This is a genomic window from Marinobacter aromaticivorans (assembly GCF_002806975.1).
Classification (GTDB): domain Bacteria; phylum Pseudomonadota; class Gammaproteobacteria; order Pseudomonadales; family Oleiphilaceae; genus Marinobacter; species Marinobacter aromaticivorans.
Genome location: NZ_NIHD01000003.1, coordinates 494,521 through 509,039, shown reverse-complemented (window position 1 = coordinate 509,039; position 14,519 = coordinate 494,521). Strand labels below are relative to the sequence as shown.

The following is a 14,519-nucleotide window of genomic DNA, read 5'->3' as shown; positions in this document are numbered from 1 at the left end:
GTCGCCAGGTCAGAAATTGCGAGCCCGTTGGGCCAACGACACTGAATCCGGTGAAGCGTACGGTAGAAAAAGACGCGGCTTAAACACAGAAACAGTGCCAACTATCTTGAAAAACACCGGTGACCTGCCTCCTTAGCTTTGAGTTGCCTACTGTCTCGGAAATCGCCAAGAGTCTGCAAATCGAACCTAGCCGTCGCCGGTGCTCGATCATCACAAAGTTCAGTTCCTTATTAACGGTTAGTAACCGAAAAACACTTATATTCTGGATACAATTGTTAAGGTTCAAGTTAAGCTTCGACGGATGATCAAACCATACCGGAGAACTCTATGAATAAATTTGCGCTTACCTTTACCGCGGCGTGGCTCTTTGCATTTGCCACTTTCACCAGCGGCGAATCAATTGTGTATGACTCCTTTGAATCTGGAGACTTTTCCGCACCAAGCGCACATGGATTCAGGTGGTCGACGAACTCTGCCATGACATCGATCGTTACATCAACAACTGAATTATTCAGAACATCAGTAATTAATGCGCCAGCTCCAGAAGGCAGTCAATGGGAAGCGAAAAGCGGCGAACACGCACTACGGCTTTTCTACCCCGCTGGTCAGCACTGGACAGAACAAAAATTCTACTTGGATAAACCTCAACCTGAGATCTGGATGAGCTTTTGGCTGCGGGTTCCGACCAATTTTACCCACCCCAAACGCGGAAAAGCCGGTGACAATCAAAAGCTCTTCAGGCTTTGGATGGACAAGTACTCTCAGCAAGGCGATGGCTCAACTGTAGGAATGTCGTTCAGAGGCGATGGACATGGGGGGTCCTATTTCTTTGCTAAAATTAACGGCAGTCATGATATCGGCAAGGTTCCGTTTATCGCTATCCCTGGCGACCGCGGCAGATGGATGCATTTGGTAGTTCATTTGGATAGCGAAAGCGTGCCTGGAGCAAGTGATGGATTAATGGAGGTTTGGCGGAAGTGGGAAGGAGACACAGATTATACCAAAACTCATGATATTAGGAACCAACCTATCAACCTTAGTTCCACGAAAAAAGGCTTCGCCGCAGGTTACTTGATGGGCTATGCCAACGCTGTTTATCCAGTAGATACTGAATTCATGATTGATGATTTTGAGCTCTCTACTTCACCTTTATTTTTGAGTTCAAATGTTCCAAACCCGCCTTTGGGACTTTACGTAAGATAGAATCAATTTGATTGAGACATAAGACCTTGAACCCAAGTCGTACCGCTATTGCTGGACAGTCACGGGTAGTACCCATCGCAAAGAACTAGAAAGTACGGTACGAAGGCTCGGCATCGAAAAATCTGTAACCTTTCTTGGCACACGCAATGATGTGCCTGACCTTCTCGTAGCTAGTGATATAATGATCGTGCCATCAGTTTGGGAAGAGGCGTTTGGATTTACAATTTTAGAAGCTATGAGTGTCGGCATTCCCCTAGTTGTGTCGAAAGTCGGGGGAATCCCCGAACTTGTTGAGGACAGTTTTAACGGTTTAGTTGTAGAAAAAGCCTCTTCTGACGAGATCGCCGCGGCAATCATTACTCTTATCAATAATCCAAGACTTCGAGAAGAATTTTCAAAAAATGGAGTTGCAAAATCTATTGATAAGTTCTCCATCGTTGACCAATGTCAGAAAATATTCTCATCATATCAGAAATCACTGTTATAAAGCCTATAATACGGCGTGGGCAATCTGTGTTTAATATATTAATCTTTTGTTCGAAAATTATAATTATTTCTGATCTAAATTCACCTTATTCAATAGTTATTTGAAAGCCACTGTGATAAAACTAAAACAGGCCATAACACTAATCCGTTATCGTAAGCACCTCGTTGATGTTTGTCCCATAGACTGCGGTAATGGCCGACATCAACAAACTCCTTAAGAAGAGGGTTTTCTATAAGATCTAACGACCAACTTTTTAATTCATTCCTCAGCCAGACAGAAATAGGCACGGAAAAGCCCATTTTAGGTCGCTCAATTAAGGATTCCGGGACATGCTTAAACAGTATTTGTCGAAGAGGCCACTTCTTTATCCCATGTCGTAGTTTTAATTTCGTAGAGAGACTCCATGAATATTCTACGATCTGCCGGTCAAGTAATGGCAAGCGAGTTTCGAGCGAAACTGACATTGCAGAGCGATCAACTTTCGCCAAGTTGTCGTCGACCAAATAGTTTAATTGATCAATCAACATAGCAGTAGTTGCAAAATCTTCTCCGTCATCAAAGAATTCCCGAACTCTTTTTTCAAGAATTGTGGTTGGTATAGACTTATCTGGAGAGAGACCGTTAAATTTTAAAAGAAAAAGATAAACCTCATCGGGCCTCGTTGTTCTCATCAGAACTCCTAACTTCTGGAGCTTCAACACGAGGTTGGGTTGCTTTACTTTGCCGAGGCCCGGTAGCTTACACAAGCATTCCACAGCTCTGTCGACTCTATCCGGATTCAGGCTTAATAGCAATTTACTCAAACTGTGTTTAACCGGGTCAGGCCAACGCTCAAACGTAGCGGACATATGGCTCGCGGTGGCGTAACGATTATAACCCGCGAACAACTCATCCCCACCATCGCCGGAAAGACAAACTTTCACATTTTTACGCGCAACTCCGGCAACGAGTATCGAGGGTAACTGTGAGGGATCTGCAAACGGCTCATCATAAACGAGCGGTAAACGATCGATCAGATCAAGCACATCGGTGGTTTTAACGTAGGTTTCTTGATGGTCCGTACCAAGGTGATTCGCAATATCTCGTGCGAATGGTGCTTCGTTAAATTGTTTCACATCAAAGCCTACTGTGAATGTTTTAATAGCTCGTGCAGACTGCTTCTGTGCTAGCGCCGCGACCAGGCTTGAGTCTATGCCGCCCGAAAGGAAGCACCCAACCGGTACGTCAGCTATCAACTGTCGAGAAATGGTATCTTCGAGCTTTTGTTCTAAAACGTCTACTGCCAGCTCTGGTGTTTCTATACAATTGCTTACCCGCTTCACTTTTTTAAGATCCCAAAATGGCCTTGGACCGTGATCGGTGCCCGGGTATGGACTGAACGATTCCGGTACTCCGTAATTTTCCCTTTTGGTTAACGTAAGGCTTGTGCCAGGCGTCAATTTGTAGATGTCTTGGTAGATGGAATGTGGAGTGGGAATATAACCATAAGTGAGAAAATCGCCTATGCAACCCCTGTTAATCGTGAGCGAATAATTAAGTGTTTTTAGTGCCTTCAGTTCCGAAGCGAAGACAAACCGACCGTTAATCCACCCATAGAACAGCGGTTTCTCGCCCATCCTATCCCTAGCAATTGTTACCTCTTGGCGTTCACGGTCATACACAGCAAACGCAAACATCCCATCAATTTTACGTAAGGTTTGGTCAATACCGTGAGCATCAATGAGAGCCAAAATTACCTCAGTGTCTGATCGCCCCCTGAAGTTAATACCTAGTTCTACTAAAGCAGACTTTAGCTCCGAGAAATTATAGATTTCACCATTGAACGTGAGCACATAACGTCCACTTGCAGCAATCATAGGCTGCTGACCGTGCTCAGACAAATCTAGAATGGCCAAGCGGTTATGTGTTAAGAGCAAGTTATCGTCATCTCTCCAAAAACCGTTACCGTCAGGGCCACGATGATTTAGAGCTTTCGTAAAGCGCTGGGCTTGGCTTTCAACTTCGTCACTGGTGAGCTGAGTAATTGAACAACCAGCAATTCCACACATTTCTTTCTCCCAACTTTTCAGGATGATAGCATCACATATTTCTACAAACGAAAATAGCTCGCGTCTACCCAATCCCTAATATACAATTTTCGTAGTTATTTTAGTTAATGCCCATCAATACTTACGACTTCTTCTGGCTAAAGCCAAAAACAGAGACCCAAAACGAGCAGAAAAATAACAATAGTTTAAAAAATTATTTATAACTAAAGTTTTTAAAGGTTTATTTTTAAACCTTGCCGACGTAATATAAATATTTAAAGAGCACAAAAAAAACATAAAAATTAAGCCATATAAATAACAGCCAACCACAAAAAAGGCAATCGCATGCACTTGAATAGCGAAATAAAAAACCGATAACAACGCTACTTTAGAGCTTAAAAAAGTCTTAAAGCTAGAGAAATCACCTTCTCCGTGCCATAGTTCCCTTTTTATAAATCCAGAAAGAGTTGAAGGGTAGCCTAAATGTATTGCTTCAAATGACTTTACTGGGCAATAGTATATATTATTATTTTTTTTTGCTCTATCGCATAAATCATAATCTTCCCCAGTTTTCAGGTCTTCATTAAACCCTCCTAGCATATCAAATGCCGATCTTGATATTATTAGATTGGCCGAGTTAATATGATTACTGGCTAGGTTGCCGAACCAATGCTTTTCTATCCATGACGGTTTTTCTCTAATAATAACCTCATACCCGGTCAAGAAAGGTGTCTTGCGATCTTCAACAAAACGACTAACCGAATCTACCCACACATCATTAACAACAACATCTCCATCGATAAATGCAAGAACATTACCTTTAGATTTTGATGCTCCGACATTTCTTGCATATGAAATCGTTGATCTAGGGATATTATATACGCTCGCATTTTTAAAGCTCTTCAGCAACGCTGGTGTTTGGTCACTCGAACCATTATCTATGATTACGATTTCGTACGACAATTTCGATTCATCTAAACATGAAATCAACGACTCATAGCATTGCACTATAAATTGTTCTTCATTAAAAATTGGTATTATCACCGATACATCCATATAAAGCCCTATAAATCATGAATTCAACCAATAACCGCAGCACCGCTCATTTATAGTGCTCTGGAATATTCACCCCAGAACACCTCTGCCGGTGTTCGGTAGCCCAGCCGTTTCCTGGGCCGGTTATTCAATTGCTCAACCACTCGATTGATATGTGTTTGAGACACCTTGGTGAAGTTCGTCCCTTTCGGGTAGTACTGGCGTAGCAAACCATTCGTATTCTCGTTGGTGCCTCGCTGACCCGAACAATACGGATCACAAAAATAGGCGGACAAGTTCAGCGCTTTGGCCATGTATTCATGCCCTGAAAACTCACCGCCGTTGTCCAGAGTCAGGGTTTGAGCCGCGCCTCGAACAGGTTGCAGAAGTCGAATCACGGTCTGCGCCGACGTCCGCGGCTGTTTCTGTGTCGACAATAGCGCCATAGAGTGCCGCCATGGAATCGATCACGATGGATCAGATCATAAACCCACAGGTGACTGACGCGAACCGGCGTCTTCATGCGATTCATGAAGCCGGCAATCTGCTCAGGGCTCCAATATTGCTTTAATTGCTCGCTGACCCAGTCTGTCAGCCACACTGCACTCGTTTGTGCCATTTAAAAGCTTGCCTGCGCCTCACATTTGATTGGTGCTGGGCGTCCTCAGGGTCATAGTCTGAGGTGCCGATGCGCCTCAACTCACGGCCAACGGTGCTGCTGTGGCGACCGATTATTACCGCAATCTGTCGTTGGCTTTTGCCGGCCACACGCAGGGCCGAAATCTGATATCGTTGTGTCTGGATCAGTTGTCGGTACTTCATCACTGCTTCACTTTGGTCGGTAAAGTCCGTGAGGGTACCGGCAACGACCCTCCAACCTCTACCTGGTTACGCCAAAGTGCTGCAGTTATTATCTGAATTCACGATTAGCGGAACGACTATTTCATATGGCTTTGGCACTAAAGGCTCCTCTGTGCATTTCAATTTCGCGTTCCTTTTCTTTGGATAGCCGAGCATTAATTATTGCCAAGCCCAACAGGAAATATATGTAGGGATAAAATGTGATGGACATAAACATTGCACCTACAAAATAAGTCAGTATAGCTCCGTTCAAGGACACCCGGAAACTCTCAAGGAAGACGATCCCAGGGACAGGTTCTTTGTACTTCTTTAACAAGGACCTGCTGGAAAAGACGACAACGTGGAACCAGAGATACAAAACAAGGGCAGGTACCCCAAGGGTGGAAACCACCTCAATCAATGAGTTATGGGCAACTTCTTTCCTGTTCGAAAGGTAGCGGCCATCTCTCACTTTGTATAACCTGTGATAATGTTCTGGAAAGGTTCTGAACCCTACTCCTAGCCATGGATACTCTTTAGCCATATCGATTCCGGCTTCCCAGTAAAGCAGCCGGGTAGCGGAAGTTTGGTCCGAACCTGCAGTTTCAAATCGAGCTTTTTGCTCTTCTGGGAAAACCGCCCAAACGATCGAAACGAAGACCGCAACATAAACCAGATTTTTGAAGCGAATCTTCTTGTACGCCAATAACAAATATATGAAGCCTACGAGCAATGCCAACTGCCCTCCCCTGGAACTGGCGCCCATAACAGTCATTGTCGCAGTTATTGGAAGCAACCAGTACAACTTCGTTTTTGGCTTCATGTAAAGAATCAGCGGAATCGACATCACCGCACATATCGCCATCAGCAAACTGAACTCACCACTATTCTGAAAAAACCCGGCGGGGCCTTGTATGCCCCAAGCCGCAAAACCAAAACCACGGCTCGCCCAGACGCGGGCGCCAAAAAGGGACATCTTGAAAATGCACAGGAAGAAGACAACCATCAGCAGTTGTAACTGCTTGACGTTTTTCACACAATTCGAGAGGAATAAGACCTCAAGGGCAAAAATAAAAGGGGTCGTTATGTCCCTTGAAGAGATATCGGGATAGAGTGAATTCATGGCCGACAGCCATGCCAGTGTTGCAAAAAGAAAAACCAGAAAATGGGTACCCGTGAATTTGAGCCTGCTTTTGCCGGCCATCGCGATAAAGCCAAGCAAAATCGTAATCTGCATCCAGGGTATGATATTTAGCCCGGGAATAATGACCTGGGGGCGCAAGTAATACAGAACAATAAAGGCCAGCCCAAAGTAGAAAATTGAGTCCTGCCCTTTGAGTGCCTGCCGGAAGGTTTTCAGATCTTGTTTGATTACGGAAAACACCATCACCTCTTTAGGCTTTCTGCCAATTCAACAGTGTGGTACACGATGTCATCAACGGTTTTGGCCATGAACGTGTCGTTGGCGGAATATGGGTCGTTAATGCGAAACGTTTTCTTTTTGCCGAACAATCCAAGGAGCAGGAAAGGCCCGCCATACCCGAGACTTTCAATCTGCTTGATATGACTGGCTTCCATACACACAAAAGCGTCGCCTGGCTTAGGCACATAATCTTCAACACTGGTGGTTTTATGGGATGACAGGTCTATATTTTTTCTTTCAAACGCAATTTTTAGTAACCGGGGATTAGCCTTTTTACCGGTGTGCGTATTTAAGCCCAGCGATATGGCCTCAATATCCGAGTGGCTTTTGAAAACCCATTCCGCCAGCGCACTTCGGCAGATGTTTCCCTGGCATACGAACACCAGTCGTTCAGGTGGCGTTTCCCATTGGGCGTATTGTCGAAAATTACCGAGCCGAAAGGCTAAACCGTCCCGTAAGTAGCGCAACAATCCCTTTTTGCTACCAAACCTGTCCATAATGTATTCGCGGAACATCAAGCTGCCCCGATTTCATACAGATTGATGTATCGCTGGCGCATTACGTCCTCGCTATAGTTATCCTTTACGAACTTCCGGCCTGCAACAAGGCGCTCTGAAGCTCCTGCGATCGCTGCAGTCTCTGAACTTCGCAGAAGCTCCTCCAAGGCTGCAAACAGCGAGGCGGCTGTATGCTCATGGGCCAGAAACAGCAAATGTTCCGGCACCACGCGCTCTACTCCATTACGGGTGGAGAGAATCGGCTTGGCCGCTGCCAGAGCCTGGGTTAGTGCCAGTGGGTGGCCTTCCGATGAGGAGGTCATCAGAAATACATCAATGGAGCCGAAAAACCCGGGCACGTCGTTTATAAAGCCAAGAAACTCGACGTTTTCTTCCAACCCCAGCCGGGCGACCTCTTTTTTAAGCTCAATGGCACCGCTTTTAGTGTCGTCACCTGCGATCCGCAGCATGACGTTGGTACCCTTGCTTTTCAACAACTGCACAAATTCAATGGCAAGAGCGTAGTTTTTTGCAGGCCTTATATTCCCCAGGCATCCCAGAGTCAGTGGCTTGTCGGACGATGCCGGGGCACCGATAGGGAGCTTTTCCAGTTCGGACAGATCGATGCCGTTTGGAATAACAGTCGGATAAAGCCGGCACCAGGAACCGGTGGTCTGATTAATGGTATTTTTCAGATCTTCTGTTACAGACACTACATGCCTGGCCCCCAATTTTATAAGCGCTAATTTCGCGTTACGAAAACGTTCGTTGGGGGAGATATCCACATGGCCATGAAAAGTGGCCGTTACGGGAAGCCCGGTAAAGAGCCCTAGAATGGACGTGTAAACGTTGGAGCCAAGCAGGTGGGACTGAATGTGAGTCACTTGTTCCTTACGAATAATGGAACGCATCTCCAAAAGAAACCTGAGGTTCAGCGAGCCTTTGCAGTCACGGATATAATAGGGAATCGACCGCGTCTTAAGCTGTTGTTCCACCCAGCCCGGCCCACGAATCAAGGCCACGCTGCGATAGCCCTGTTTGATGCAGCCTTCTGCGAGTGCCAGAAAGACCGTTTCCGCACCTCCAGGCCCTGTGGTGTCGATTACATGCAGTATGGTGGGAGTCATTCCACGTTTGCCATTCCATTGATCCGATTTCTGTATTTGTTGTATGTTAACCTACGACAATATGCTGAGCCACTGCTGTTTCTACACGGATTTGTTAGACTCTTTAACTTGTATTTTATGAGGTAGTGAATGGATTCTAATCCGCCCGGTGTGCTGGTTCTGGACGCCAACCAGCGCAGTGCTCTTGCGGTTACCCGTTCTTTGGGCAAGTCCGGTCAATTCCTGATTACCACCGCGGACGCCACTACCCAAGCGCTGGCCGGCGCTTCCCGCTATAGTAAGGCTTATCTGCAGCACCCTGACCCCTGCCATCACCCACGGGACTTTATTGCCTGGATAAAAGACCTCACCGGCCGTCAACACTTCGATCTGGTAATTCCAACCACTGAAGTCACCAGCCAGTTGCTGCTGTTTTGCAAGGATGAGCTGCCGGGAATCGAACTTCCTTTTGCGCCCTATGAAACGGTAATGGCGCTGTCTGATAAAATCTCCCTGGTGGAGCTTGCCAGGAGCCTGGATATTCCGGCACCTGAAAGCTTGGTGTTTAACAATGCGGCTGAACTGGAGGGGGTATCCGTCAGCTACCCTTGTGTACTTAAACCTGCATTGTCGCGTATTTTTACCGGGCATGACTGGATATATACCCACGTAAAAGTCATTCAGGATGAAGCCGGGTTAAAGCAGGCTTTGGATCGCGCGCCATATCTCAAGACATATCCTTTTATGCTTCAGGATTTTATTCCGGGGCACGGCGGTGGCATCTTTTGTTTGTACAACAAAGGGGAGCCGCTGCAATTCTTCGCCCACGAACGCCTTCGGGAAAAGCCTCCTGAAGGTGGCGTCAGTGTTCTGAGCCGAAGTGTTCCGGTTAACGAGGAACTAAAGGCAAGTGCAAAAAAGCTATTGGATGCTGTGAACTGGCACGGGGTTGCAATGGTCGAGTTCCGGGTTACTCCGGAGGGTAAAGCCTATCTTATGGAGGTAAACACCCGCTTCTGGGGGTCTTTACAGCTGGCGGTGGATTCAGGTGTGGATTTCCCGCTGATGTTGGCACGAGCGCAGCTTGGGCAGCCTTTGAACAGCATGGAGGACTACCGTATTGATCAGCGATTGCGCTGGCTATTGGGCGATGTTGACAGCCTTTATCTGTATCTGAAGGGGCGGCAGCCGTGGATGAAAAAATTTATGAGGCTGGTGAGCTTTCTTTCCATAAGGCTCCGCCATCAAAAGCACGAAATTAATCGTTTGCACGACCTGATGCCGGCCTGGCTTGAATTCAGGCAATATCTGAAGGCGCTGGTCAAATAATGATGTTATCCAAAGCTGTGATAAACCTTTTAACAAGCCAGTCGGTGTGCAAACTGATGCAGCCTCTCAGGCAAAACCTGGTGCCGGTTTTTCTGTTACACCGGTTTGCGGATGCCTCCCGGGGGATTCAGGGCCACTCACAGGCTCAGCTTGAAGCCGCCCTCACCTACCTCAAACGTAATAACTATACCGTGGTCTCTGTGCGCCAGGTTGTAGAAGCCCTGATTAGCGGTGAAGCTCTGCCTCCCAGAACTGTGGCTTTTACCCTTGATGATGGGTTTTATGACCAGGCTAAAACCGCTTTGCCCGTTTTCGAAAGTTATCAGGCGCCCGTTACGCTGTTTTTGGCCACCGACATGCAGGACCAACGGTACTGGTCCTGGGACTACAAACTCGAATATATTTTCAAACACACACCCCGCCAGAGCCTGGAGCTCGACCTCGGCAAAGGCGTCGCGCCCCAAACTTTCGCTACCTCCAAGGATAAACGGGATCTGGTAAGAGCCCTGCGGAACCTCAATAAACGCCTACCGAACCAAGCCGCTGAGTCGTCCGTAAAAGATATCGCTGAGCGTCTTGCAGTGCATCTTCCTGCCGAGGCCCCTGACGAGTATCAGCCAATTACGTGGGAGCAGGCACGCAGTCTTGAATCACACTATGTTGAATTCGGACCACATACGCAACGCCATCCAATTTTGGCGCAGGTGAGTGATGAAGAGGCAAAGCAGGAAATAGTAGGCAGTTGGAAAGCGCTGCAAGCCAACATCGCCAATCCCGTCCCGATCTTTTGCTATCCGAGCGGCCGTGAGGGCATTGATTTTGGCGTCAGAGAACAGAAAATCGTCAAACAGGCAGGGTTAATCGGGGCGTTTTCAGCTGATCCTGGCTATGTTCACCTTACGAGGGCGGACAACAACCGGTTTTCGCTAAAACGGTTCAACTTTCCCAACGATATTACTCACTTCAGACAATACTGTAGTTGGCTGGAGTATGCCAAAGAGAGAATGTCCCGCAGATAGCGTAAAGCCTCTTATAAACGAATATGCTTTCGAACGAGAGGGCCCAGAGCATTGGCCAAACCCAGCGGAAGCCTGCGCCAGGCGTTCTCAATAATTGACCTTAATCTGCCCGGTGGCCCGGTCAGGCTTTCGCTCTGGCCGAGCCAGTTTTCCCATGTGAGTAAATAAGGCTGGGCGCCCCACTGCTTCTTGAACCGAAACGTACCCTCCCCAAAGGAAGACCGGCCAAAATCAAAAAAACGGATGCCTGCATCTGCGCAGTGTGAAAGAAGCTCCCAATACAGCAGCATATTGGGCGCCAGCCGGTTATATTCGGCCAGTGACGAGGCCCAGGGAATAGCAGCCTGGTGGCCGTTGCTGAGAACAATACCGCCTGCGGCCACTTTATCTTCAAAATAGACAACCGCAACTACGGCCTTGTCACCGTAAGCTTCGCAGATAGCGTGAAAGAGCGCCTTGCTGTGAACCGGGGAACCCAGCGCATGCATATTCCGGCTGAATACGTAGTAGAAGTCTTCGACCAGTTCCGGCGTGTTACCCGCTACCGTTATACATCCGTTTTTGATCGCTTTTTTGATCTGACTTCTCAGTTTTGGTTTAAAGGCCGCTAATTGCTTTTCACTGCCTGGTTCCAGCTCAAGGAGCATGCTGACTTTCTGGCCGCCTAACTCTTCGCTCAGGCGGTCAAAATCATAGCCTAGCCCTTCTTGCTGGCGATGCCTGACCTCCAGCAATTGAGCATTCATCTTTTTTGCCAGATCCGCTGCAGCGCTGCGCAGCAATTGCTGATGTTGTTCGGCTCCAAGCATTCCACCCAGATCGCAGAAAGGCAGGCTTACAAGAGAATATTTTTGTTTCAGGGGGTTATTAAGAGGGTGTTCCATGAGTATCAGCGGCAAAACAGCAAGTATCGCTCCCTCCTCTTCTACCGCCAGCGGGTAGGCCTTGTGGCCGTATGCAGTTTCAATGGCTTCCATCCACTCAAACCGGTGGTACGGCGACGCATCAGCCGCTTCGGAAACAAATCGATTCCACTCGGCTCGCTTCGAAGAATCAAGCAGCAATGTTTTAGCCATGGATTTCAACGGTCCTTGTTCAAGCGGTGTTTTATGGCTCGCGCCCCACGTTCTGCTCGCAATTTCCAGCGGTCTCTTTGCAAGCCAATTTTAACCAGGTGCTGGTGCGGTTCCGCTAGCTGGGCTTTGTAGCGATCCTGGCCGCCCATAAAATCATAGAAATCGAAGCCCTTTTCGAGATAATCATCGATGCAGAGGCTATGGCCGAGTAACCCTGGTTTTAACCGGTTATCTTGTTCTTTCCTGATGCCGGCAAGATAGAAGTAAACACGATTGCGATAAATCAGGTTGTAGAAAATTGCCAGCGTTTCATCCCCTGCTTTCAGCACAATCAGGTCGGCTCCTCCCTGCTCCCAGTGGGTGCGGATATAATGTTGGTGGAAGCGTATGAACTCGGGGTTGGTAAAACTGCTCTCACCCTGGCCACCTCCCCAACGCGCAAAATGCAGCGGGGTGATGGAATGAAAAATGAACTCGGCTTCTGCAACTGTTCCCGGTCGCTGCAGAACTACGGCACCCGACTCCTCGTAAAGCCGGCGTGTGCGACGAATCTGATGACGAGTATTTCTTGAGAGTGTATCCAGATAAGCCTGATCACCGGATCGAAGAGAACGCAGATCAACCCCATAACTTGGCGATTCCCAACGGATGTGGGAAACAAGCCCCGAGGCTTGCGCCAGCTCTTGCGCGTAATCGGCTTCAACCGCACCAATCACGATTTCATCCCAGCCCGTTCCTGATTGTTTCAGGTACTCTATAGCGGACTTCCCCACCTCCGCTTCCCGGTCTTTTTCAGCGAGGAAGCCATTGTATTCAATACAGATCTGATCCTCTGCCGGGCAACCGGTTTGATGCAGGCGCAGGCATCGCGAAACCAGCACTCTGTGCCTGCGTTCAGATGATTCCGTTACCAGCCCCAGGCCAACCAGTTTTCCACGATCTCTTACCCTGATAACACTGCATTCAGGCCGGTAAACGGATAGCCAGACCCCTATCCATTGCCAGGACAGAAAAACACTGGGCTGCGCAAGAGCCTCCAATGTTTTCCAGTCGTTGGCGAGCAAATCTGATTTGGCGCTTGCGTCTTCATGGCAAACGTCTAAAGCCACTACTTGCGTGCCCCTGTCATCGAAAAACCGCGGCTAAGCACCAGCCGCAGTTCAAACTGATCCTGGTCGTCTCTGGCTAATTTAGAACGGAGGTAGGACTGGTAGAACTCCACACCAAAGGTTGTATTTTCGGCAATCTGCCGAGTCCAGCTTGTGTTAAAGCGATGAATCTGATCAACAATAACGTCGGCATCTTCATTTGCATCGGCTTCCCAGCTATACCCGAAGCTGAGCCGCTGGAGTGACGTTAATTGAAAACCAAGATTTACGCCTGCACGGTATTCGTGGGTTTTATCTCCGGAATTCTGCGATTCGAGCAGGGCGCCTTTTGCGTATACCCCAAGATTACAGGCATCGCAAACGAGCCGGTTGTTGTGGGATATCGACAGTGAATCTTCAATAACCAGGCCCCGCAATCGAATGGTCCCGGCCTCCGGTAGCAAGGGAAAAACAGGTGACTGGTTAAGGGAGAGTTCTGTGGCACTGTCTGACAAGCTGCGATCGTATTTCACCGCTGTGCGCCAATTGGATGCTACCCAGGCGCGCTCCGCAAAACCGGTTACTGCTTCATTTTCACTGATGGTTCCGTCGCTGTATTCCGATTCCGCCTGGCTGCCCCCGGCCCCAATGCGAAAGTAACCGCTTTCCATTTGCAGGCTGTAGACCAGCTGCGCGGTATCGATGGTGATATCCGTACCACGCTCGTCAGACCAGCTTCGGCTAAGATTAAGGCCTCCGGTGGAGCGGTCGCTTAACCTTCGTGTAAGCTCACTGCCGAGAGTATAGGATTTCTGATCGCCAATGTAGTCATCACCATAACTGCGGCCGGCCTGGCCGGTAAACCGCAAGGTTGTTAACTTCCCCGGATAGAACCGCAGCCCCGCGCCCGCGCTCAGGGTGTTTTCTGTGTCGTAACTGGAAGGGTTTAGTTCAAAACCTGTGTTGTTGCGCACCGAGCTGATGGTGTGGCCGAGGTTGAAATCAACACGGCTGCCGGGATCAAAGTAGGTATAGCGGGAGGCGCCGGTGACAGACGTGTTGTTCCCGTCACCACCGTCGATTGTCTCCCGATCGGTTTCCAGAGTTCCGCCGTATCTCAACGCAAGCGCATTGGCGCCGCTTTCAAGCGTGCCACCGATTTGGCCGGATACACCAACACCTGGCTCTGTGTTGGTCTCCGTGGACTCTGCCCGATCCGTTCGCGTGTGGGTAACCCCTGTAAATACCGAGGCCGAGCCCGCAAGCCTGCTGACATTATCACTCAGGCCCTGCGCTGTTGCTCCATAGGACCAGGCTAAACAGAAGGCACCCACATAAAGACCTCCGAGACTGCGTTTACTTGCGTTCCATGCTCTGGGTCTCATGAGA

General features: G+C 48.4%; 13 protein-coding genes and 1 pseudogene. 4 read left to right on the top strand and 10 right to left on the bottom strand.

What is annotated here, in order from left to right:
- The first annotated feature begins 327 nt into the window (after positions 1 to 327).
- Positions 328 to 1,203 (top strand): hypothetical protein, encoded by an 876-nt coding sequence (locus CDH48_RS07490; RefSeq protein WP_100688080.1) that lies wholly within the window; start codon positions 328 to 330, stop codon positions 1,201 to 1,203.
- A gap of 64 nt (positions 1,204 to 1,267) precedes the next feature.
- Positions 1,268 to 1,690 (top strand): annotated as a pseudogene (locus CDH48_RS07485) (glycosyltransferase family 4 protein); the annotation flags it as partial.
- 89 nt (positions 1,691 to 1,779) lie between these two features.
- Here CDH48_RS07485 and asnB read toward each other — a convergent pair.
- From asnB to CDH48_RS07455, 7 genes are all read right to left on the bottom strand, one after another.
- Positions 1,780 to 3,738: an asparagine synthase (glutamine-hydrolyzing) gene (asnB, locus tag CDH48_RS07480; RefSeq protein ID WP_100688078.1), complete on the bottom strand. Its 1,959-nt coding sequence runs from the start codon at positions 3,736 to 3,738 to the stop codon at positions 1,780 to 1,782.
- Positions 3,739 to 3,852: 114 nt separating this feature from the next.
- Positions 3,853 to 4,761 (bottom strand): glycosyltransferase, encoded by a 909-nt coding sequence (locus CDH48_RS07475; RefSeq protein WP_157807805.1) that lies wholly within the window; start codon positions 4,759 to 4,761, stop codon positions 3,853 to 3,855.
- A 62-nt stretch (positions 4,762 to 4,823) separates the two neighbouring features.
- A complete protein-coding gene (locus CDH48_RS19710) occupies positions 4,824 to 5,198 on the bottom strand; it encodes an IS30 family transposase (RefSeq protein WP_406564991.1) in 375 nt (124 codons plus the stop codon).
- A 145-nt stretch (positions 5,199 to 5,343) separates the two neighbouring features.
- Positions 5,344 to 5,574: a helix-turn-helix domain-containing protein gene (locus CDH48_RS19705; RefSeq protein ID WP_406564990.1), complete on the bottom strand. Its 231-nt coding sequence runs from the start codon at positions 5,572 to 5,574 to the stop codon at positions 5,344 to 5,346.
- Between the two features lie 121 nt (positions 5,575 to 5,695).
- Positions 5,696 to 6,979, bottom strand: a complete 1,284-nt coding sequence (locus CDH48_RS07465; protein WP_100688076.1) for an O-antigen ligase family protein — start codon at positions 6,977 to 6,979, stop codon at positions 5,696 to 5,698.
- A complete protein-coding gene (locus tag CDH48_RS07460; protein WP_100688075.1) occupies positions 6,979 to 7,530 on the bottom strand; it encodes an arsenate-mycothiol transferase ArsC in 552 nt (183 codons plus the stop codon). The genes CDH48_RS07465 and CDH48_RS07460 overlap by 1 nt, the downstream gene beginning before the upstream one ends.
- Complete coding sequence (locus CDH48_RS07455; protein ID WP_100688074.1) at positions 7,530 to 8,639, bottom strand: glycosyltransferase family 4 protein; 1,110 nt, start codon at positions 8,637 to 8,639, stop codon at positions 7,530 to 7,532. Before CDH48_RS07455 ends, CDH48_RS07460 begins: the two co-directional genes overlap by 1 nt.
- Before the next feature lie 129 nt (positions 8,640 to 8,768).
- Here CDH48_RS07455 and CDH48_RS07450 point away from each other — a divergent pair, with 129 nt between their 5' ends.
- Positions 8,769 to 9,947: a carboxylate--amine ligase gene (locus CDH48_RS07450; RefSeq protein WP_100688073.1), complete on the top strand. Its 1,179-nt coding sequence runs from the start codon at positions 8,769 to 8,771 to the stop codon at positions 9,945 to 9,947.
- A gap of 200 nt (positions 9,948 to 10,147) precedes the next feature.
- The gene (locus CDH48_RS07445; protein ID WP_157807804.1) at positions 10,148 to 10,966 is read left to right on the top strand and encodes a polysaccharide deacetylase family protein; all 819 of its coding nucleotides are present in this window, start codon (positions 10,148 to 10,150) and stop codon (positions 10,964 to 10,966) included.
- An 11-nt stretch (positions 10,967 to 10,977) separates the two neighbouring features.
- Here CDH48_RS07445 and CDH48_RS07440 read toward each other — a convergent pair whose 3' ends face one another.
- Genes CDH48_RS07440 through CDH48_RS07430 form a run of 3 tightly spaced genes read right to left on the bottom strand, consistent with a single transcriptional unit; the run spans position 10,978 to position 14,515 of the window.
- Positions 10,978 to 12,042 carry a FemAB family XrtA/PEP-CTERM system-associated protein gene (locus CDH48_RS07440; protein ID WP_100688071.1) on the bottom strand — a complete coding sequence of 355 codons (1,065 nt, stop codon included), beginning with the start codon at positions 12,040 to 12,042 and terminating at the stop codon, positions 10,978 to 10,980.
- Positions 12,043 to 12,047: 5 nt separating this feature from the next.
- Positions 12,048 to 13,151, bottom strand: coding sequence for a GNAT family N-acetyltransferase (locus tag CDH48_RS07435; RefSeq protein WP_100688070.1), 1,104 nt, complete (start codon positions 13,149 to 13,151; stop codon positions 12,048 to 12,050).
- On the bottom strand, positions 13,151 to 14,515 hold the full coding sequence (locus CDH48_RS07430) for a hypothetical protein (RefSeq protein WP_100688069.1): 1,365 nt from the start codon (positions 14,513 to 14,515) through the stop codon (positions 13,151 to 13,153). Before CDH48_RS07430 ends, CDH48_RS07435 begins: the two co-directional genes overlap by 1 nt.
- Positions 14,516 to 14,519 lie beyond the last annotated feature (4 nt).

Excerpts from the sequence above, each read along its gene's own strand:
- CDH48_RS07490 (WP_100688080.1), top strand. The coding sequence starts at position 328 with ATGAATAAATTTGCGCTTACCTTTACCGCGGCGTGGCTCTTTGCATTT.
- asnB (WP_100688078.1), bottom strand. The coding sequence starts at position 3,738 with ATGTGTGGAATTGCTGGTTGTTCAATTACTCAGCTCACCAGTGACGAA.
- CDH48_RS19710 (WP_406564991.1), bottom strand. The coding sequence starts at position 5,198 with ATGGCGCTATTGTCGACACAGAAACAGCCGCGGACGTCGGCGCAGACC.
- CDH48_RS19705 (WP_406564990.1), bottom strand. The coding sequence starts at position 5,574 with ATGAAGTACCGACAACTGATCCAGACACAACGATATCAGATTTCGGCC.
- CDH48_RS07465 (WP_100688076.1), bottom strand. The coding sequence starts at position 6,979 with ATGGTGTTTTCCGTAATCAAACAAGATCTGAAAACCTTCCGGCAGGCA.
- CDH48_RS07460 (WP_100688075.1), bottom strand. The coding sequence starts at position 7,530 with ATGTTCCGCGAATACATTATGGACAGGTTTGGTAGCAAAAAGGGATTG.
- CDH48_RS07455 (WP_100688074.1), bottom strand. The coding sequence starts at position 8,639 with ATGACTCCCACCATACTGCATGTAATCGACACCACAGGGCCTGGAGGT.
- CDH48_RS07450 (WP_100688073.1), top strand. The coding sequence starts at position 8,769 with ATGGATTCTAATCCGCCCGGTGTGCTGGTTCTGGACGCCAACCAGCGC.
- CDH48_RS07440 (WP_100688071.1), bottom strand. The coding sequence starts at position 12,042 with ATGGCTAAAACATTGCTGCTTGATTCTTCGAAGCGAGCCGAGTGGAAT.
- CDH48_RS07430 (WP_100688069.1), bottom strand. The coding sequence starts at position 14,515 with ATGAGACCCAGAGCATGGAACGCAAGTAAACGCAGTCTCGGAGGTCTT.